This window comes from Pedobacter sp. ok626, assembly GCF_900100435.1.
Taxonomy (GTDB): Bacteria; Bacteroidota; Bacteroidia; order Sphingobacteriales; family Sphingobacteriaceae; genus Pedobacter.
Window position 1 is genome coordinate 147,697 of the sequence record NZ_FNEX01000006.1, and the last position, 22,249, is coordinate 169,945.

Genomic DNA, 22,249 nt, shown 5'->3' on the forward strand with positions numbered 1-22,249 from the left:
TATATGGATGATGAGTATCTTCTCTGTAGATGATTCACATCATTTCCGGTGTTGGCGATTACACGGACCTTTATGCTTTATCCACCAAATAAACAATCCACATTATGGCTATACAAACCATTAATCCTTTTAGTAACGAACTTATTAAAAGTTTTCGGGAAATGTCTCCGGAATTGGTTGCGGTCGAAATTTCTATCGCCGATGAAACTTTCCAAAGCTGGCGTAAAACCAGTTATGCACAACGGGCAGATCTCCTACACAGTGTCGCAAAATTGATGCGGGAGCAAAAAGATCAACTATCTAGATTGATTACATTGGAGATGGGTAAATTAATCGCTCAAAGCCATGGAGAGATCGCCCTTAGCGCTGATATTATAGACTATTACGCTACAAATGGGGAAGCCTTCCTAAGTGATCAAAAGTTGGAAACTGAATATGGTGAAGCTTATATTAAGAGCACTCCAATTGGTGTGCTACTTGGAGTTGAACCTTGGAATTTTCCTTTTTATCAGGTCGCTCGTTTTGCTGCACCTAACATTATGGCAGGTAATGTTGTGTTAGTTAAACATGCTTCGAATGTTCCGCAATGTGCATTGGCAATTCAGGAGTTGTTTGCACAGGCTGGAGCACCAAAAGGTCTATATACAAATTTATTTGTCAGCGGAAGCCTTATAGATGATGTAGTAGCTGATCCACGGATTAAAGGCGTTTCTCTTACCGGAAGCGAAACCGCAGGTGCAAGTATTGCCGCTGTTGCAGGAAAATTTCTAAAGAAGTCGGTGCTTGAACTTGGCGGCAGCGATGCCTTTATTGTTTTGGAAGATGCGGATCTGGATAAAGCGGTGGATTGGGCTGTTATAGGACGCATGAACAATACGGGCCAATGCTGTGTGGCTTCAAAAAGGATTATTGTACTGGAAGCAGTTGCTGATGAGTTTTTGGATAAGTTCAAGGCTAAACTGACTGGGTTAAAGGTTGGAGATCCGATGGATGAGGACACCGAATTAGGCCCTTTAAGCTCAGAAGGAGCTGTTATACATTTGATTGAACAGGTACAGCGAAGTGTAAGGGCTGGTGCAAAGGTATTGTTAGGTGGTAAACTGATTGATCGAAAAGGTGCATTTATAGAGGCTACCATATTAGGTGATGTTAAACCTGGCATGGCAGCGTATCATGAGGAATTATTCGGGCCGGTAGCTTCATTTTACAGCGTTAAAAATGAGCAGGAGGCGATTGATCTCGCAAATGACTCAGCTTTTGGTTTAGGTGGGAGTATTTTTACCAATGATATCGAACGCGGAAAACGCTTGGCCGAACAGATTGATACCGGTATGGTATTCATCAATCATCCAACCTGGACCCAGCCTGATCTGCCTTTTGGCGGAACTAAGGGGTCCGGATATGGAAGGGAATTGTCCAGCCTAGGCATACAGGAATTTGTCAATAAGAAACTGATTCGAATCAGCAATTTAACAGACCCTTTTTAGTCGACCGGAATTTTTAAATGTCTGCAGATGATCTATATCATCACAACTGATGATGGCGGTCATTAGAAAAGTAAGGATGATGCCTCATCTTTGAATAAATGGGGCGTATGCCACTCCGATGATATTGTTTATAAAAGATTAAGCAATCAATTAACGTATTTTTAGCACTCAAGATGTATGTCATTTACAATAGATAATTTTGATCTTTCTGTTTTTTTTAAGGAGATACCTTGTGTCGTTTTTAGAATTCAGGAAGATGAAGGCCGTTTTTCTTTTTCATTTGTCAGCGCTGCAATTGAACGGGAATTGGAACTGAATCCAATTTTATTGATTAACGATATTGAAATATTGTTGGATCTTTTGTCCCAGCAGCATAGGGAATCATTTCTAAGTTCATTGGAAAACGCAGTACATCAGTCAATCCCCTGGAAATGGGAAGGCTATTTTAATTTACCTTCAGGTAAGAAAAAATGGATACAAGGTTTGGGCGAAATAAGCCGTTCAAGTAAGACTACTATTGATTGTTTTTTTAAGGATGTTACGACAGAAAAGCACACCTTCGATATGTTTACTGAAACGGGTAAACTCACTAAAACGGGTTCTTGGGAGCTGGATTTACCTACGAATCACCTTTTCTGGTCTGATGAGGTATATGTAATCCATGAGGTTGAACCGAAAATAGTACCTGAGTTAGATAATGCACTTAATTTCTATTCTGCTGAAGGTAGGGAAATGATCATCAATCTAATGGGAAAGGCGGTAAAAAGTGGAGAGTCCTGGGATGTTGAAGTTTCTTTTGTGACCGCCAGAGGTAATGACAGGTGGGTTCGGACATCAGGAAAAGCTGTGTTCGAAAATGGAATTGCAGTTAAGCTGCATGGGATAATTCAGGACATCACAGAGAAGCGTCTTTCCGAAGAAATCCTCAGTGTGATCTTTAAACATTCAACTGATGCTCATTTTTTGTTTGGAACAAAAGGGATAATTGACTGCAATGATGCGGCTATTGCGATGTTGAACTGTAGCAATAAAGCGGAATTACTCGCTTGTCACCCGGCAGATTTTTCTCCTAAGTATCAGCCAGATGGTAGGCTTTCAAGTGAAAAGTCTTTGGAAATGGACAGCCTGGCCTACAAAAATGGCTATCATCAATTTGAATGGCTGCATAAGCGGATTAACGGAGAGACTTTTACAGTACTGGTAACATTAAAACCTGTAAACATAAATAGTAAAACTGTACTGTTAACTGTATGGCACGATATTACAGAACAGAAATACCGGACAGAATTAATCAAGCTCAATCAGATATTACTTTCCGACACCCAGGAATTGACACACAGCGGGAGCTGGGAGGCTGATCTGCTTACGGGCAAGAACTATTGGTCTGACGAAGCCTTCCGTATTTTTGGATTGATTCCAGAAAAGGAAGGACCAAATACCCTCAGTTTTGGAAGAATGATTCATCCTGATGATAAGGAAACTTATAAGCGGGTAGTTCAACATACAATTGATGAACGAGTTACCTCTGATTTTAATTTGCGTATCATTTTATCTGACGGACAAATCAGGTATATCCGTGCCATAGGTAAGCCACTTATTAATGAATCAGGAAAAGTGACCAAACTGTACGGTGCCATAATCGACATAACTGCCCAGAAAAATGCAGAGAATGAGTTGATCATGGCGAAGGATCTCGCTGAACAAGCTGCGACTGCAAAATCGCAATTCCTGGCTACCATGAGTCACGAAATCAGGACCCCTATGAATGCTGTAATTGGTTTTACCAATTTGCTTTTGCTGAAAGATCCCAATCCTGAGCAACTGGAATACTTGAAAGTATTAAAATTCTCAGGCGACAATTTATTGGTATTGATCAACGACATTCTTGATTTTAGCAAAATGGAAGAAGGGAGGGTAACCTTTGAGATGATTGATTTCAGTATACCTGAATTGCTAAAAAATATCCGCCTTTCATTATTGGAAAAAGCCTCTGAAAAAGGGCTGGAATTGACGCTGACCATAGACGATGAGTTATCAGAGGCCGTTATGGGTGATCCTGTTCGTCTGGGACAAATCTTAACCAATCTGATCAACAACGCTATTAAATTTACAGCTAAAGGCAAGGTCAGCATTTCTGCTGTTTTTGTTAGCAGAAACAAGGTTCAAACCATCATCGATTTTGAAGTGACTGATACTGGTATTGGTATACCGAAAGATAAAATGGAATTCATCTTTGAAAGATTTACCCAGGCAAATGAGGATACCAACAGGAAATATGGTGGAACCGGCCTGGGACTGGCTATTACAAAGAGACTTATTGAGCTACAGGGAGGGAATATACAGGTAGAGAGTACGCCTGGGCTTGGTTCCAGTTTTAAATTCGGTTTGAGCTTTAGAAATGGTAGTAATGAGTCAATTATTGCGGGGGAATCAATTCCGGTAAAAGCTTTGAAGAATTTAAAGGGAATTAAAGTACTGATGGCCGAAGACAATGAAATTAACGTAATTTTAGTAAAACAGTTCATGAAGCTCTGGCAGGTAGAGTGCGATGTGGTAGGAAATGGCTTGCTTGCTTTACAACAGGTACAAATAAAGGACTATGATATGGTCTTTATGGATCTGCAGATGCCCCTGATGGATGGATACCAGTCTGCAACAGCTATCAGAGCCTTGTCCGGAGACAAATTTAAGCGGCTACCCATAATAGCGCTGACTGCGTCAGCCATGTTGGATGTTCAATACAAAGCATTTGATTCGGGTATGAATGATTACATCAGTAAGCCGTTCAAGCCTGAAGAACTTTACAATAAGATAGGAATTTACGGTGATATATCGAAATGACTAACAAATAAACATTCCGAATATCAAAATATTTTATGACTTGAAAAACGGAAAGCTAAGACGGAGGCGTAAAAGCAAAATGCCGGAGGAATCTTCTCCGGCATCTCTTTTACCTAATAGGTAGGGCTGTACTATTTATTGAAAAAACTATAGCTGATACCGAGCTCGTAATCGCCGGTGGTATAACCTTGCAAAGGTGATGTATTGGTGGTATACATGCCATTAACGGCCAGTCTGTTGTTCCAGTTAATACCTATTCCAAAGGTGGCGCTCCTTGCGCTATGGTAAATGGCAAGCATATTCACCTTACTAACTGTAGGAGAACTGAATTCAAAATTTACACCTACATCCAGCAAATTGCGATACCCGTTTACACCGCGATAAACTACCTTCGGTTCTACTGTTGCAAAACTTATTGGTATTTGATAACTGACAGCTGTGAAGAATATCGGTTGGTCTGAAGCATGATAGCTGTCTTTTTTAAGCAAGCGCTTCAAATTGGTTATAGCCCCCTGTACTTGAAGTTTGCTGGTTCTGTAAGCCATTCCAAAATCTGCATCCAGGTAGGTCTCACGAAGGTTTACCGCATATACGTCCAGGTCGTCCTGATCACCACGCAGCTCGGCCATATTAACGTCGTCATCAGCAAATGAGACAGAAAGGCCAAAATCAAGGTGCTGGTTGTCAGCATTAAGTGGAAGGTGATAGGCAAATGAGGTCGCTGCACGGGTACGTTTAAGCAAGCCCGCACGATCATTATAGACCTGCAGGCCCAATGCAGCCTTGCCGGCAAAGCCATAGTCCGCCGTTACAAATTGGCTAAGCGGTGCACCAGGCATGGAGCTAAACTGTTGGCGTATGCCTGCATTTAAAGTCAGCTGCTGTTGCAACCCCGCCATTGCAGGGTTGGCCAGATACTGGTTCTGATAATATATCGCACTCATAGGATTGAGCTGGGCGCTGCTTTTTGCAAAAGGAAAAATTACAAAAAGCAACACAATATATTTATTTACTATTTTCATGTCCGATGTATTAATATTTTCTAACAATAGATATAAATCCTCTTTTCGGTTTCACACCTTTACCCAGGTCTATGATGTAATAATAGGTCTCCTCATGGAGCGGTTTGCCGTTTAGTGTACCATCCCAATCATTGGTATAGCCTCTCTTGCTATAAATGGCTCTTCCTGCACGGTCAAAAATGCGGACCTCATTGTTTGGATACATATCAATATTCTGAATCACAAAGAAGTCGTTTTTGCCATCGCCATTAGGGGTAAGCACGTTATTGGCTACCAGGTTATAATCTTCAATTACGGTGATAGTAATAGATTGTGTGCTGGTACAACCGGCGGCGCTGGTACCCGTTACGGTATAAGTGGTGGTTTGCGTAGGGCGTACAGTAAGTGTAGCCGAATTTCCTCCACTGATCATACCGGCAGCATTTGTCCATGTATAATTCGCCGCGCCGCTTGCTTTAAGTTCAAGGGTTTGTCCTTTACTTACACTTGTCCCCGGTGTGGATTCTATAAGCAGCTGCGGAAGTGGAGAGGCGAGCAGTGTAAAGCTGCGGCTGAAGGTATCTGCCCCTCCGTTTAATGTACCACCATTGTCTTTAACCGTTACGGTAATCAATGCCGTTCCGCCGGCACTATTGTTTAGACTGTAGTTCAGCATGGCATCGCCACCTACAGGTTGCGTTACTGAAAGCCCCGAGAATAAGCCCGGATTGTTGCTGCTTACACTTAAGGTAACAGTTTGGTTTGTTTCTGTGCCTGCAGTAATACCACTTAGCGCAACAGTTTGCATAGCATTGGTAAAACAGATCGCCTGGTTGTCAATGGTACCAAGTGTCGGTGCAGTATTAGGCGGTACCAGAACAGTTAATACCTGTGTTACATTTGCAGCGGCATGATAAATGGCGTTACCAGACTGTGAAGCGGTGATATTGGCTGTACCTACACCTACAATGGTAACTATATTGCCTGAAACTGTGGCTACTGATGGATTGGAACTGGTAAAAATAACCGGGTTTCCGGAAGAACCACCAGTGGCGCTGAGTGTAAATGCCGGATCACCAAACGTTTTAAGCGGTAAAGCTGCGAAGGTGATCGCCTGATCCATCTTATCGTCATCCGTAATGTTGGCCGTAGCCCTGGCATTGGTTGTAGATGGGGTCAAACTAAAGCTTGCTGACGTTCCGCCGGTTAAGGTTAAGATTACCGTCTCCGTTGGTTCATAAACATTATCATCCATCACCAATAACGGTACATTTACCGAACTTTGTCCTGCCTGGATGGTTGCCCTGCCCGAAAGCGTGGTATAATCTGTTCCTGCAATAGCCGTACCTGTTACCGTGTAATTTACGGTAATGTCTTCTGATACGGTGATACCTGCTGGCAAGTTAATATTAAAGCCGCCGTCTGTTGCTGGTTCAGTCGCATCCGAAGATTTTGCAATGGTCAATACCAAATTTCCTGGGGTATTGTCATCATCTGCAATGTCTATGCTTTTGCTGCTACCTCCAGTAAATACCAGGCCGGTTGCAGTTCCAGAAGTAACGGCAAGGGTTACGCGCTCTGTACCTTCAACCTCCTGGTCATCTATTACCATGAGCGGTACATCTACATTGTTTTGACCTGCCGGGATAGTTACCACACCAGTAAGTGTAGCATAATCTTTTCCAGCAATGGCTGTACCAGTTACCGCATAATTCACAGTAATAGCTGTTGGTACAGTGATGCCGGCTGGTAAGGCAATGTTAAAGTTACCCTGGCTTGCTGGTTCTGCAGCATCCGCAGTTTTGGTTACATTCAATACCAAGTTTGCTGGAATATTCTCATCATCGGCAATTTTCACCGTTACATTACCCGTAGCGGTATAGGCAAAGCTATTACTACTACCTCCAGTAAGGGTAAGTACTACGGTTTCTGTTTGTTCAATCAGTTGATCATCAATCACACTGATAGGAATGATGACGTTGTTTTGCCCCGCCGGGATTACCGCCCTGCCACTTAAAGCAGTATAGTCAACGTCAGCCGTAGCTGTACCTGCAACGGTATAGTTCAGGGTAATGTCTTCTGATACGGTGATACCTGCTGGCAAGCTGATACTAAAGCCGCCGTCCGTTGCTGGTTCAGTCGCATCCGAAGATTTTGCAATGGTCAATACCAAGTTTTCTGGGGTATTGTCATCATCTGCAATGTCCATGCTTTCGCTGCTACCTGCAGTAAATACCAGGCCGGTTGCAGTTCCAGAAGTAACGGCAAGGGTTACGCGCTCTGTACCTTCAACCTCCTGGTCATCTATTACCATGAGCGGTACATCTATATTGTTTTGACCTGCCGGGATAGTTACCACACCAGTAAGTGCAGCATAATCTTTTCCAGCCGTAGCCGTACCAGTTACCGCATAATTCAGGGTAATAGCTGTAGGTACAGTGATGCCGGCTGGCAAGGCAATATTAAAGTTACCCTGACTTGCTGGTTCTGCCGCATCTGTGGTTTTGGTCACGTTCAATACCAGGTTTGCTGGAATATTCTCATCATCGGCAATGTTCACCGTCACATTACCCGTAGCGGTATAGGCAAAGCTATTACTGCTGCCTCCAGTAAGGGTAAGTACTACGGTTTCTGTTTGTTCAATCAGTTGATCATCAATCACACTGATAGGAACTATGACATTGTTTTGTCCTGCCAGGATGGTTGCATTGCCCGAAAGCGTAGCATAATCCGTTCCCGGGCTTGCAGTACCCGCCACCGTATAAGTAATGCTGATGTTTTCCTTAGCGGTAACTCCTGTAGGTAAAGCTATGTTTACACGACCCGAAGCACTTGGCTCTGCAGCATCGTTTAATTTAGTGATACCAAGGTTGAGGTTTGAAGGGATATTATCGCTATCAGTGATATTCATGGTAGCGCTAGCGTTGGTTACACTTGGTGTAAAGGCAAAGCTGGTAGAGTTGCCACCTGTAATGGTCAAGATCACCGTTTCGGTACCTTCTATGATCTGATCGGTTAGGGCATTTACTGGTATTTTTACTTCATGATTACCTGCTGGGATCACTACCGACCCACTTAAACCTGTATAATCTGTACCGTTAATTGCTGTACCCGCTAAGGTGTAATTCACTGTAACTGCTTCAGTTGCCGTGGTCGTTGTCCCTGGCAAGCTGATGGTAAATTCTCCATTGGTACCACCTTCAACCGCATCAGCTGTTTTAGTTACTGCAAGCACCAAATTGGCTGGCAAATGATCGTTATCTATAATGTTAGCCGTGGCAGCACCGCCAAATGTATAAGTAAAGTTAGGTGACGTTACACTAGCGATGGTGATGGTTACATTTTCTGTACCTTCAATAATTTGATCATCAATAATACTGGCTGCAGTGGCTGCTCCTCCAGTAGAACCCGTAGAAATGGTAGCTGTACCGCTAAAATGTGTTGACGAAAGCGGAGTATAGTCTACGTTTTTTACCGCAGTACCCGTTATTGTATAGTTAATGGTGATGTTTTCTGAAGAAACCACTCCCGTTGGTAAATTGAAATTGAACCTCATGCTACTACCACCTTCTTCTCCATCTCGAAATGCCGAAGCGTTGACTACTCGATTGGCTGGGATATCATCATCGTCGGCAATGTTTAGTGTCACTGGTGTCGGGTTAACTGCAATAGCAAAACCAAATCCAGCAGTATTTGTTCCCGAAAGTGCCATTCTTACCGTTTCCGTAAGTTCAAGAATCTTGTCATCAATTACCTTTACTGGTACGTCTACATAGTTTTGACCTGCCGGAATAACTATAGTTCCAATAGATTGATAATCGGTACCAGTGGTGGCTGTACTACCATTGGTTGAGCTAGTCACGTTAATGTTAAACGGACAAAGGATATTTGGAGGCAAGCTCACACGGAAATTACCATTTGTACCTGGCTCCGCAGCATCAGCCGTTTTAGTAAGGGTTACCAACCTGTTTGCAATAGTATTGTCATCATCGGTGATATTCAAGCTTGTTGATTTTTGGGCCGCAACGCTGGTGATAGGGAAAGCAAAGCTAGCCGAAGCGCCATCCGTTAAAGTGACAATAACGGTTTCTGTTGCTTCCATATAATAATCATCTATCACCTGTACGTTTAAAGGCACACTGTTTTGCCCTGCCGGGATCACCACCGTACCACTTAAAGTGGCATAATCAGTGTTAGCCGTAGCTGTACCTGCAACGGTATAGTTCACGGTGATGTCTTCAGCCGAACTCATGTTTGTTGGTAACTGAATATTAAAGGCACCATTGCTTGCTGGTTCTGCAGCATGCGCCGTTCTCACAATGCTCAATGTTCTCTTCGCATCTACGTTCGCATCGTTGTCAATAATGTCTACCGTAGCGGTTGCACTGCCCGTTGCAGCGGTGTAGGCTCCGAGCGTACTTGTACCACCTGTAATGGTTAGGATTACAGTTTCTGTGGGTTCTATTACACCATCATCTACTGGTATTACGCTTACTGATACATTATTTTGGCCAGTAGCAATGGTTGCTGTTCCGGTTAATGCCCCATAATCAGCCCCACTTGTAGCGGTACCACCCAGAGTATAGTTCACCGTAATTGGTGTACTGGCAAGTATATTGTCAGGAAGTTTGATGCTGAAACCGCCTGTTGTGCCACCCTCTGTAGCATTGGCCATAGCTACTGCACTTAGTGTTCTGTTCGCAGCGGTATTGTCGTCATCGGCAATGTTCAACGTAGCTACACTTGAGCCGGAAGCCGCTGTATAACTGAAACTATTTGCATCGGTACCACCAGTCAAGGTAAGGATAGCTGTTTCTGTGCCTTCCATGATTTGGTCATCGATCACCAAAACAGGGATGGTTACACTGTTGGAGTTTGCAGGAAGGGTAACCGTAGAAACGGTATAGTCTGTATTACGAGTGGCTGTACCGCCTAAGCTGTAACTAAGCGTAATATCACTGCTCGACGTATAACCTGTAGGCAAATTTACGGTAAAGCTACCTGATTGATCTGGCTCTGCCGCATCGGCTGTTTTTACTACTGCCAATGTTCGGTTGGTAGTGGTAGCATCATTGTCGGCAACATTCACCGTAACGCTATTCAACAATGGATTTGGTGGGTAAGTAAATGCAGCACCCGCATTAAACGCACTGCCAGAAAGAAGCGTAAAGGTCATTGTTTCGGTGCTTTCGATGATCTGGTCGTCTAATACACGCACCGGAATGATCACATTATTTTGACCTGCAGGAATAGTGATGGTACCAAAGTTCTGGTAATCTAAACCCGCAATTGCTGTGCCTGATAAACGGTAACCTACCGTTATTGGGAATGCAGAGCTAACCCCACCAGCGAGTCTAATTATAAATGAACCGTCGCTTGTTGGCTCCGCAGCATTTAGTGGTGTAAGGAGCTCTAATTGGGTAGTGGATGTGGCATCCATGTCGACAATGGTTACCACCGCACCGTTGCCCGTTGGATCTATGGTATAATTAGTTGAAACTGAATTAGCCGCAACTAGATTAAGGATCACCGTTTCAGGACCTTCAACGGTAAGATCGGCAAGTGCATTTACATTAACAAAGACTTCATTACTACCTGCTGGAATAACAATATTAGCACCCACAATTGCGCCACTTAAGGTATAATCTGCAGGACGTGTGGCCGTACCGGTAGTGTTAAAGCTAATGGTGATATCTTCCGCACTGGTTACCCCTGGAGGTAATGAGATCCTGTATTGTCCGTTGGTGCCCCCTTCAATTGCATCCGAAACCTTAGTGAGTAATACCACGGTGGTATTGGCTGCCGCATCATCGTCTGCAATTTGAGCCGTAGCACTGGCACTTAAAGGCGATGGTGTAAAGCTAAAATTCGTTGAGCCAGCACCTGTAAGGGTTAAGGTCGCGGTTTCTGTTCCTTCAATAATCTTATCATCGATAATGATCATTGGAACTTCTACACTGTTTTGACCTGCTGGAATAACAATTGGACCAGTAATTGGTCGGTAATCTGCTCCTGAAGTTGCTGTACCTGATAAGGTATAGCTGATGTTAATGTTTTCAGAACTTAACACCCCTGCAGGTAAGCTGATGTTGAAACTGCCGTTGGTAGCTGGTTCTGCTCCATTTTGAGCGGTTACCGATAGTTGCCTGGTGCTAGCCGTATTATCGTCATCAGCGATATTCATGCTTGCGTTAGGCGCTGTTGGATTTGGAGAAAAGCTGAACACCGTACTTGCTCCTTGAGTAGCCACACCATTGGTAATGGTTAAGGTTAAGTTTTCCGTTTGTTCAATCAAGGCATCATTAATTACGTTGATTGGAACCTGTACACTGTTTTGACCTGCTGGCAGGGTAAGGGAGGTAGCAGATCCGCTGCTATAATCTACGCCATAAGTTGCAGAACCTGTAAGTGCATAAGTAACCGTAATAGGTAACGAGCTTACATAACCTGTTGGCAGGCTAATGGTAAAGCTGCTATTGGTAGTTGGTTCTGCCGCATTACCATTGCTGGTTACCGCAAGCAATCTTGTGGCTGCCGTATAATCATTATCGGCTTGTAAAAGTGTTGCTGCTCCATTAGTGGCATGAACACCAAAATTGCCCGCAGTGGGAGAGGTACCACCCGTAAGCGTTAAAATAATGGTTTCTGTCTGTTCTATAATTTGGTCATCAATGGCTTTTACGTTAATCACTACACTGTTTTGACCAGCCAAAATGGTGGCCGTACCAGATAGTGTTTCATAATCATCACCATTGGTGGCTGTTCCACTCATGGTATAAGCCACCGAAATGTCTTCCGGTGCCAGTACGCCTGTTGGCAACGCAATAGTGAAGGTTCCGGTATTACCAGGTTCGTTTACGTTCAATTGTGAGGTTACACTGAGCAAACGATTGGCAGGAATATCATCATCATCAGCAATTTGCACCGTGGCACTGTTGGCTGCAACATTTATGGTATAAGTATAATTGGTAGAAGTAGCGGTTGAAAGACTCACAATTGTCGTTTCTACACTTTCAATTTGTGTATCGTTGATTACATTAACAGGAACAGCTACACTGTTTTGACCTGCTAAAATAGTTGCGGTTCCCGTTAGGGCGGTATAGTCACTACCTGCGGTAGCAGTACCTGTAACCGTATAGTTAACCGCAATATTTTCTATGGCATTTACACCTGCTGGTAAACTAATGGCGAAAGCACCATGTGTAGCTGGTTCAGCCGCATCGGCAGTTTTAGTAATGCTCAATACGCGTTTTGTTGGATCAAAGGCATCTACTGTAACAGCATGTGTGCTGGTTACCGCACAGCCTCCTGTACCTGTTACGGTATAAATAATGTTAGCTGTTCCAGCCGCAACACCAGTAACCAGTCCAGCGGCATCGACCGTAGCTACGGCAGTATTGCTACTGCTCCAAACACCAGCTGCAGTAGCGTTGGTTAAAGTAATGTTGTCGCCTGCAAATACCGAGCTTGGTCCTGCAGTAGCAGCCACCGTTGGCATGGCATTTACGGTTAGGGTTTGTTGTAGCGTACCTACACAGCCGTTACCATTGGTTACAGTATAAATAATAGCTGCTGTACCTGCGGTAACTCCTGTAACTACACCAGTAGTGCTCACGGTAGCTACGGCAGTATTGCTGCTGCTCCAAACACCTCCTGTAGTGGTTGTAGTTAGGTTCGTTGTGGCACCCGCACATACATTTGCGTTACCCGTAATTGGGGCGATCACGACATCACTTCTGGTCAATACAATGTTATCCGGACGTGAACAGCCGTCAGGATAGCTTACTGTTATGGAGTAAGTTCCAGGACCTGCTGCTACCAACGTAGTACCCGTGCTGCCATCGCCCCAGGTAAAAGTAGCCAAAGGCGAAGCAAAGAAACCATCGGTTTTAATGGTGTAGGGGAATGCATCGGCACATAGGGTTTTATCTGGACCCAAACCGAGTATAGGAGTGGTATTGTTATAAGGTAAAATAGACCAGTTGGTGTTACCGCCAAGGTCTTCTGAATGTTCTAAGGCTTTGAATTGAGTATTTCCCGCATTACCTACTGCGGTAATGTTGCGCAACCTCACGTAATCAAATTCGACACTACCCGCAGTTTTGTTCACTGTGAAAGTACCAGCAGCTGAACTGCTGATTTCCGTGAGGTTACAAGGGGTACCGCTACCAAACCAGTCTTTGGTAATGGTGGTAGTAGAACCGCTTAGGAAAGTATAAATCCTGCCCGGGGCAAAAATCAATGTTTCGATGGTGTTGCCTGTACCACTAATGGAACCTCTTCCTCTATACTCCAAACGACCTATGGTATTGTTCGCACCAATATATGCTTGCGAGGTATTGGAGGCATTACTGAATAAAAGATCAGTAATGGTAGTGTTGAGGATCCCTACATTGGCAGAACTAGAGGTGAGCACATCTACTTTTTCGTATGTTCCGGCATTGGCCTTGAAGATACCTGCTTTTATGTTTGAGCCCGCAGCCTGTAAGGTTTTATTTGTACCGGTATATTGCCAGTTCGAAGTAATGTTGGCGTTCCTGATATCAAGACTGGTTGCTTGTGTGCTCGAGTTGTCCGTAATCACAGCCGCGGTGATGGTTCGTCCGTTTAGGTTAAGTTCACCGCTATTTAGGACTATTGCTGCATTCGTATTATTATAGTCTTGAAGGAAAGTTAAGCTACTACCAGGCTTGATAATGTCCATGCTGAAGGTGCCCAAACTAGCATTGTTAGGTGTAAAAGTAGCATTGCTTGGCCCCATAAAAGCAACCCTGATGTTCGGATTTAAAGCTGGGCTCAGCACCAAATTACCCCATATCTCTAAAGTAAGCGTGCCAGGTTTGGTAAATGTTGGCGCATTGCTAGCACCAGTCCAGTCCATATTGCGGCAATAAGCATTTCCTTGTGCAATGGTCACAGCACTACTACCCGCAGTAAAGCTGTTGGCATTAAAAAATACGTCGTTACTTACAGTTGGTACACAAGCACCACCTGCACCGCCACTAGTAGTACTCCAGTGTGCAGAGTCATTCCAGTCGCCAGAACCACCTACCCAATAACGTGGTCCGCCAGTGGCAGAAGTAAACACAAAACCAGTATTGCCGCCTGCGTCGGCACCCGCTACGGAGATTGGAACTCCAGTGCCGGTTGCGGTCATGTTTAGCAGGTAAACGTTATTAAAATCTTTCGTAGAGGCAGGTCCAAAGTTTAAGGTTGGGGAGGTGCCTTCGAAGCCTCTCATCTCTCCCAGGCCTTCGCAATCAGGATTATTGAAGCGGAAAAGCCCGTTAATGGTTTGTGTGTTACGGAAATTATAAGTGCGTGAGGGTGTCAACAATAGGTTAGTGATGGTGTTGTTACCCATAAAAGTTACCCCACCGCATCTTACGTCCAGGGTACCAATGGTGTTGCCGCCAGTACCAGTTGATGCAAATACTGAAGAAGTAGGGCTGGCATTGGTAAACACCAACTCGTTGATGGTAGTCCCTGTTATGCTAATGGCATTTAGAACGGTGTTACAATGTACCTTTGGATAGGACAATCCGTTTACCACAAAGTACACCTTAGCGGTGATGAAAGAACCGGCCGCGTTGTTGACAAAGGTACAGTTTCTTGAATCGTTCGCCCAGTCATTCACCGTGATGGTGGTATTGCTAAAATCGATGCTCCTTACATTAGTGGTTTGACTTCTGATCTCCGCAATGTCAATGATGCGTCCTGGCATTAAGAGTTTACCACTGGCCACTCTTAAACTACAAGCAGGAAAGGTCAGGTCGTCAAGAATAGTAAGCCCGCCATTTATACCCGTCTTATCTACATTGAATAAAGGGTTACCTAAGCTGGCTCCTTTAGATTTGAAGGTAGAGGCTTCGGTGCCTCTAAGCTGTATGGTACCTCTTAAGTATGGGGTATTCGCAGACGATAGTGTCAGCGTAGGATCTAATTCGATCGAACCCCATATTTCCATTGTATAGCCACCAATATCTAAAATAGGAGAATTGGCTACGTTAGTCCAGATCATGTCGTGACACCTGATGGTACTACTAGCCGTAACCGTTTTGTTCGCGCTGCTAAATCCGCTATTGGTATCAAATATCGCATTGTCTGTTGTAAACGGTACGCAAGCACCACCTGAACCACCACTGCTGTAGCTCCAGTGTGCTTTATCGTTCCAGTCGCCACCACCGCCAACCCAGTAGAGGGTAGCGTTGCCTCCCGTTCTCGGAGTAATGTTAAAACCAACATTGCTGCCACCGTCTTCACCTACTACGGTGATAGGGGCAATATTGCCCAAAGCGGTAAGGCTCGAAATTAAAACGTTTCGTATATCGGCCGTGGCTCCTGCATTGAAGGTAAGCTTAGCGTTAGCATCAGCCCCTCTTAATTCTCCCAGTGCATCGCAATCAGGCGTGTTAGCCTGCAATGAATTGGTGATGGTGTTATTGCCATGAAATATATAACCTTTTCCTGGTGCCAGTACCAAGGTACCTATCATGTTGCCTGCACCAGCAATACGACCTCCGCCCTTAAATTCCAAACGACCTATGGTATTACCAGCGCCTATCCTTTGAGTGCCTATTTGTCCTGCCTCCGCAGCTAATATGAGCTCATCAATGGTGGCGTTATTGATGTCCATATCAGGATTGTTTCTTGTCGCAACTACTTTCGCAAAAGTAAGACCTGCGGTGTTGAACATATCGGCAGTAATGGTAGAGCCTGTAGCTGTAAGTGTCATGTTTGATCCTGTCGACTCCCAGGTGGCGCCTACTGTAATGTTCGAATTGCTGATATTTAGGTTTCTCGCAGTTGTTCCATTTGATCCAAAATTGGAGATGGAATGATTGTTCCCTGATAGGTTTAAGGTTCCCGCTAGGAGCGTAAGGTTTTGAACAGCCAAATCAATTTTAATCTCATCCAAGAGCGTAAGCGAGCCAGCAGGTTTGTTAACTACAAAAGAGTTGTAATAACCTGCCTGATTAATCCTTGCGGCACCATTGGTACGGAACGTAGCATTGCTGTTCCCCGTAAAAGTGAGCGCCATGATAGCGTATCGTACTGAGGCTGTCAGCTCCAGGTTCCCGTTAATTTGTAACTGGAAACTGCCGGTATTCCTAAATACGGCTGTGGTGGTTACACCATTCCAGGACATGTTACGGCAGTAAGCATGTCCACCGGTAGGCAAAGTAACCAAGACGTTGTTGGCTAAACCACTGTTGGCGTCGAAATAAACATCGTCGCCTGTTCCGGGAACAATGGATTTGTTGGCCACACCACCGGAAGTGGATGCCCAATGGTTCAAGTCGGTCCAGTTACCAGCGCCGCCTACCCAATAGTAGTCGGCAGCGAAAGCACTAGACATGATCAGCATCAAAAGGCTGAGGAGAAGAGGTTTTTTCATTTTAAATTAGGGATAGGGTTTTATACAAGGGAAATGCGATGATCGGAAAACCGAGAGGAGAGAACGTACTGATTCCTTGCAAGATTCTAATACAATCGTACGAAATGCTTCGAATGATAAGGCTTTACACAAATGTGTAAACACAATAATTATTCTTTAATAGAGATATCCGCGGCCTTCTTTTGTAATGGGGACATCCTGTACAGGATATGACTGTTGTGATGATTGAGTTTGGAGCACATAAAGAAATAATTTAGATCAGCGTTGTTTAAGCGTTCACATCCGGAACACTTAGGCGTTTTTTTGGATTTATACGCAATTTACTGGCTATTAATAAGAAATATTATTTTTTTATTGTAAAAAAATAATTACAAATACTGTTTTAAAATGTAATTTTCTGTTTATCAGGTAAATAAAATTTTCTATACTCGCTTAGAAGTTTTATCCGGCAGGCATGATGAGTATCATTATAAAGCCTGTTCTCCGTCATTTAAAAAAGGAAATATTAGTCCAAGATTTACAGGGTATTTCATCGTCTGCTATTGCTGTAAAATGATTAAGATCCGAATTGCTATAAATCTTCTGAAAAGACCATTTCTCTTGCTGCTTTTATTCCTGTGGCCAATTTTTAGTTTTAAAAATATTAGCGCAGATCTTGAGAAATGGATTTTAACAAAACAATGCACACTTAAAGTAAACGGTAGCACCAATATCAACAAATTCAGCTGTATCATTCCTGAGTATACTCAACCGGATACACTGGTGTTTTACAAGAGGAATAAGAATGAGCTGATGAAGATTACAGGATCAATGGCTCTTGAGGTCCAAAAGTTTGATTGTAGGAATGCGATGATGACTAGTGATCTGAGAAAGACGCTTAAAGCTAAGGTCTATCCGAAGATTATAATCCGATTTCTCAATCTAAGTGGGTATCCAGACCCTTCTATGAAAGAACGTGCCATTAGTGGTGCAGTAACCATTGAACTTGCGGGAATAGTGAAGCGTTTTGAGGTAGATTATAAATACACCATGAACGGAGATGGGGCGCTTCAGCTGATTGGAACAAAACAAGTTAATTTCTCTGATTTCAATATTGAACCTCCGAGGAAATTAGGGGGAATGATTAAGACCAATAATGAGCTGAATGTCGAGTTTATGCTCCATATCAAAATATTAAATGAACTAAAATGAAGAAAATTATTTTTTCCGGACTGATCGTAGGTACTATACTTTTTATCCTGAGTTACGGTAGTTTGTACCTTGGAATAAGGTTTTTTCCAGGTCTATTTCTAGATTATAATAATCCCCTGTTTAATTCAGATGGAAACAGAGATGTACTATTCTATTTGCACGCCTTTGTATTCAGTTTTGCCTTATCCTGGTTTTGGGATCGCTTTAAGGGACTATTCAATGGAGCCTTTATGTTAAGAGGACTGGAATTCGGTTCTGTATATGCCCTAGTCGCTTTACTGCCGGTGATGTGGATCACATTTAGTGCAATGGATGTTACTGCATTGATGGTTCTCAGTTGGTTTCTTTACGGTTTCGCCCAGGCAATCATTGCCGGGATTTTATTTGCAAAGTTGAATCCTTAAGGGCTGCTTTTTTTAGGACCTGCTGCAACTGGTTGCCCCTCATCAATCAATTGGTTTTTATTTCTTTTTGAGAAAACTACATGCTCGGTTTCTTTGGGATTTAACAGGTTTATGATGAGGATCATTATTTTTAATGCTTGAAATCATCGTAGAAAGAAAATCTTCAATGTAATTTTGGTTAAATTATTTAATCAGTTACTGCGCGTTTAGCTAATTCTGCAGCGATTACCTATACTGATGACCTGAAAGTTGAGCGTATAGCCGGAGCAGCAGGCTGGTTTTTGACTAGAAATATCCTTTTAAAAGGAGAATACGTAGTCCAGAAATATAAAGATTTTCCTATCCAGGATTACCGCTCCGGAGGCAAATTTAATGGATATGTGATAGAAGCAATTGTTGGCTTTTAATGTAACTTGAAAAATAATTTAGTAAGAAAGATTTATAGAAATTAAGGCATATTATGGAGGTAAAGCATACTGAGGCTGCAGAGGCAGTGAAATTAATTACATCGGGAAACAGGGTTTTTATTCATGGTGGCGCAGCCACCCCTGTTTTTCTGGTTAAAGCGATGCAGAATAGGCATGCAGATCTTGAGCATGTCGAGCTGGTAAGTATTACGACTTTGGGAGATGTTGATTTCGATACTGACGTATATCGCAAATCATTCTTCTTCAATTCTTTATTCGTTTCTACGGCAACCCGCGCAGTCGCCAATAGCAGTCGTGGTGATTATGTGCCTATCTTCCTGAGTCAGATTCCACAGTTGTTTTATGGGAATATTTTGCCAATTGATGTAGCTCTTGTTCAGGTATCTCCTCCAGACAAACATGGTTACTGTTCTTTGGGAACTTCTGTTGATATTGCAAAGGCTGCTGTCGACACGGCTAAGATTGTGATCGCCCAGGTAAACGAAAGAATGCCAAGAACCCATGGAGAAAGTTTTATTCATATAGACAAATTAGCAGCTTTAGTTTACCATAATGCCGAATTGCCAGAAGTGGATTATTCCTTTGCAGTTAATGATATTGTTGGTAAGATTGGATATAATGTGGCCTCCCTTGTTGAAGATGGAGCCACGTTGCAACTTGGGATTGGAAGCATTCCTGATCAGGTCCTCAAAAATCTTGGTGGACATAAAGATCTCGGGCTGCATACCGAGATGTTTTCTGACGGGATCATCGACCTGATCAATAAAGGGGTGATCAATAACAGCTTAAAGAAATTGAATCGCGGTAGATCTGTCACTTCATTTATCACAGGTACTCGAAAACTTTACGATTTTGTTGATGACAATCCCTCGATTCGTGTGATGAACATCAGTTATGTGAATGACACCAGCATCATCAGGCAAAATGCAAAGGCAACAGCGATAAATAGCGCAATAGAATTGGATCTCACTGGGCAGGTATGTGCTGATTCCATAGGAACCTATCAATATTCTGGTATAGGTGGCCAAATGGACTTTATGCGCGGTGCATCTTTATCTGAGGGTGGAAAGCCGATCATCGCACTACCTTCTCAAACCCAGAAAGGGATTAGCCGAATCGTTCCGTTTCTTAAAGAAGGAGCGGGGGTGGTTACCACAAGGGGACATGTTCATTGGGTTGTGACTGAATATGGAATGGTAAATTTGTTCGGTAAATCTCTAAAACAAAGGGCAAAGGCATTGATTGAAATCGCGCACCCTAATCATCGTGAGATGCTAGACCGGGCGTACTTTAGCCGGTTTGACTGATAAAAACGCGGTTCTTACTATTCCCTCATCCACATCTTAAGTGCATAGTGATGGGTATTGTCAACAAGTTTATAACTTTTAGGAATCTGTTTTACTGATCCATGGTAAGTAACCAGCCGGGTTCCAGAGGGTCTTTGATCTAATTGCTGATAAACATAGTTTGTATAGTAGCTATATAATTCTGCATTTGTTTCAATTTTGTTGTCAATACCCAAATCTGGTTTGATGTTTTCGTAAAAGGAATTGAAAAAATAAAAAGAATCAAATAACTCAAAATCAAGCGCTGTAATATTATTATGTATGAATTTTACATTTGGCAGATCTAAAGTGTTTTTTACCGATTCGGCTAAATTAAATAAATCCCTACGCTGCTCAACCCCATAAAACAGCGTTTCGGGCTCAAAGAAACCTGCCGTAATGCAAAATTTACCTACACCACTTCCAATATCAAGGACTTTTGAATTTGGCGCTGACAGATATTCACTGGATTTTTTAGCTATTTCTAGCGGAGTCCAATGCATTCCTGAAAGGTTTTGAATGCGTCTGGGATATAAACAATCGAAGCTGGTATCTTTATCAAAATATACTACATTAAGGGAGTCAGTATGCATGAGTAAAATTTAATATTCTTTATATTTTTTAAAGTTTTTTGAGAATTCATCAGCTAGTTTTTTAGCTGTTATTTCATATTCATTTTTATTAGCCCAGGTATTTTCCGGGTTTAAAAGTGCTGTAGGAACTCCTGGGCAGCTTACAGGCATTTCCACCTCAAATAGCTTATGTTTTTGAAAATCGACACGGTCTAAATGACCATTCAACGCCGCAGTAACCATTGCCCTGGTATATTCTAGTTTGATGCGTTTACCAGTTCCATAACTCCCACCAGTCCATCCAGTATTAATCAACCATACTTTTATAGAAGCACTTTTAAGCTTCTCACCCAACATTGAAGCGTATCGCACCGGGTGCAGTGGTAAAAATGGTTTTGCGAAACAGGCGGAAAAAGTAATCTGAGGCTCCTCAACCCCAATTTCTGTTCCCGCAACTTTTGACGTATATCCAGAAATGAAATGGTACATGGCCTGACGTACACTTAATTTTGAAATGGGTGGTAGTACACCAAAAGCATCTGCGGTTAGAAGAAATATGTTTTCAGGGGGCTTTCCGATAGAGGGTTCAACTATATTGTCCATGAAATCAATAGGATAGGCTGCCCTTGTGTTTTCGGTTATAGATGTGTCAGTATAATCCACTACCTGACTTTTTGGGAAAAAGCGAACATTCTCTAATAGCGCACCAAATTTAATCGCATTAAAGATTTGTGGCTCTTTTTCACGACTTAAATTGACGCACTTTGCGTAACACCCACCTTCTAAATTAAAAACAGAATTGGCATCCCATCCATGCTCATCATCGCCGATTAACTTCCGCTCTGGGTCTGCCGAAAGTGTAGTTTTTCCCGTTCCTGATAATCCAAAGAAAATAGCTGTATCTCCGCGTTCACCAACGTTAGCACTGCAGTGCATCGGTAATACATTCCTGTCCTGTGGTAAAATGTAGTTCAAAACGGTAAAAACTGCTTTTTTGATCTCGCCAGTATAGGCCGTACCGCCAATTAGAATGACTTTTTTTTTAAAATTAATAACCGTAAAATTTTCAGACCGGATGTCATCCTCTTTTGGGTCACCGATAAAGCCCGGTGCAGCTAATATCACCCAGTCCTCTACAAATTTTGATAATTCCTGAATATTCGGTCTTAAAAAAAGATTGTAAACAAAAAGGCTTTGCCAGGCATATTCTGTTACAACTCTTATTTTAAGTCTATAATCTTTAGCCGCGCATGCAAATACATCCCTAACGTAAGCATCCCGGTTTGATAAATATAGTGTCACTTTCCGGTAAAGACGTTCAAAGGATTCCGTAGAAAGCTTATGGTTAACTTCTCCCCACCAGATGTTGTTTTCAGTCAGATCATCGACCACAATATACTTATCCTTTGGTGATCTTCCAGTAAACTTACCTGTATTGCAGGCTAAGGCACCTGATGAAGTGAGTTCGCATTTATGATCAAGAATAGAGTTGCTAATCAGGTCGAAAGCAGAAATATTCCAATGGACTGATCTATTGCTATTAATGCCTAGATACGCTAAGGAAGGTTTTTCTCTATTTATCATTAAATGATTAATTATTTT

10 protein-coding genes are annotated in these 22,249 nt (G+C 42.8%); 5 read left to right on the top strand and 5 right to left on the bottom strand.

Going from position 1 to position 22,249, the window contains the following annotated elements; genetic code table 11:
• Positions 1–104: 104 nt before the first annotated feature.
• Together BLS35_RS10605 and BLS35_RS10610 are read left to right on the top strand one after the other, a co-directional pair.
• Positions 105–1,487, top strand: coding sequence for an NAD-dependent succinate-semialdehyde dehydrogenase (locus tag BLS35_RS10605; protein ID WP_090780678.1), 1,383 nt, complete (start codon positions 105–107; stop codon positions 1,485–1,487).
• Between the two features lie 177 nt (positions 1,488–1,664).
• Entirely contained in the window at positions 1,665–4,328 is a 2,664-nt protein-coding gene (locus BLS35_RS10610; protein ID WP_132225954.1) for an ATP-binding protein, read from the top strand.
• Between the two features lie 131 nt (positions 4,329–4,459).
• On the opposite strand, the gene BLS35_RS10615 is transcribed toward BLS35_RS10610, so the two are convergent.
• Together BLS35_RS10615 and BLS35_RS10620 are read right to left on the bottom strand one after the other, a co-directional pair.
• Positions 4,460–5,350: a PorP/SprF family type IX secretion system membrane protein gene (locus BLS35_RS10615; RefSeq protein ID WP_132225953.1), complete on the bottom strand. Its 891-nt coding sequence runs from the start codon at positions 5,348–5,350 to the stop codon at positions 4,460–4,462.
• Positions 5,351–5,360: 10 nt separating this feature from the next.
• On the bottom strand, positions 5,361–16,727 hold the full coding sequence (locus BLS35_RS10620) for a Calx-beta domain-containing protein (RefSeq protein ID WP_090780682.1): 11,367 nt from the start codon (positions 16,725–16,727) through the stop codon (positions 5,361–5,363).
• Positions 16,728–17,279: 552 nt separating this feature from the next.
• On the opposite strand from BLS35_RS10620, the gene BLS35_RS10625 reads away from it, so the two are divergent.
• Both BLS35_RS10625 and BLS35_RS10630 read left to right on the top strand, forming a co-directional pair.
• Positions 17,280–17,918, top strand: coding sequence for a YceI family protein (locus tag BLS35_RS10625; RefSeq protein ID WP_090780684.1), 639 nt, complete (start codon positions 17,280–17,282; stop codon positions 17,916–17,918).
• Positions 17,915–18,322 carry a hypothetical protein gene (locus BLS35_RS10630; RefSeq protein ID WP_090780687.1) on the top strand — a complete coding sequence of 136 codons (408 nt, stop codon included), beginning with the start codon at positions 17,915–17,917 and terminating at the stop codon, positions 18,320–18,322. Before BLS35_RS10625 ends, BLS35_RS10630 begins: the two co-directional genes overlap by 4 nt.
• Here BLS35_RS10630 and BLS35_RS28275 read toward each other — a convergent pair.
• Complete coding sequence (locus BLS35_RS28275) at positions 18,319–18,447, bottom strand: hypothetical protein (protein WP_256375294.1); 129 nt, start codon at positions 18,445–18,447, stop codon at positions 18,319–18,321. The two genes, BLS35_RS10630 and BLS35_RS28275, sit on opposite strands and share 4 nt — an antisense overlap.
• Positions 18,448–18,782: 335 nt before the next feature.
• Between BLS35_RS28275 and BLS35_RS10635 the strand changes: the two genes are divergently transcribed.
• Positions 18,783–20,057 (top strand): acetyl-CoA hydrolase/transferase family protein, encoded by a 1,275-nt coding sequence (locus BLS35_RS10635; RefSeq protein WP_090780689.1) that lies wholly within the window; start codon positions 18,783–18,785, stop codon positions 20,055–20,057.
• Between the two features lie 17 nt (positions 20,058–20,074).
• Here BLS35_RS10635 and BLS35_RS10640 read toward each other — a convergent pair whose 3' ends face one another.
• The gene (locus BLS35_RS10640; protein WP_090780691.1) at positions 20,075–20,668 is read right to left on the bottom strand and encodes a class I SAM-dependent methyltransferase; all 594 of its coding nucleotides are present in this window, start codon (positions 20,666–20,668) and stop codon (positions 20,075–20,077) included.
• Positions 20,669–20,677: 9 nt separating this feature from the next.
• A complete protein-coding gene (pckA, locus tag BLS35_RS10645; RefSeq protein ID WP_090780999.1) occupies positions 20,678–22,231 on the bottom strand; it encodes a phosphoenolpyruvate carboxykinase (ATP) in 1,554 nt (517 codons plus the stop codon).
• Positions 22,232–22,249 lie beyond the last annotated feature (18 nt).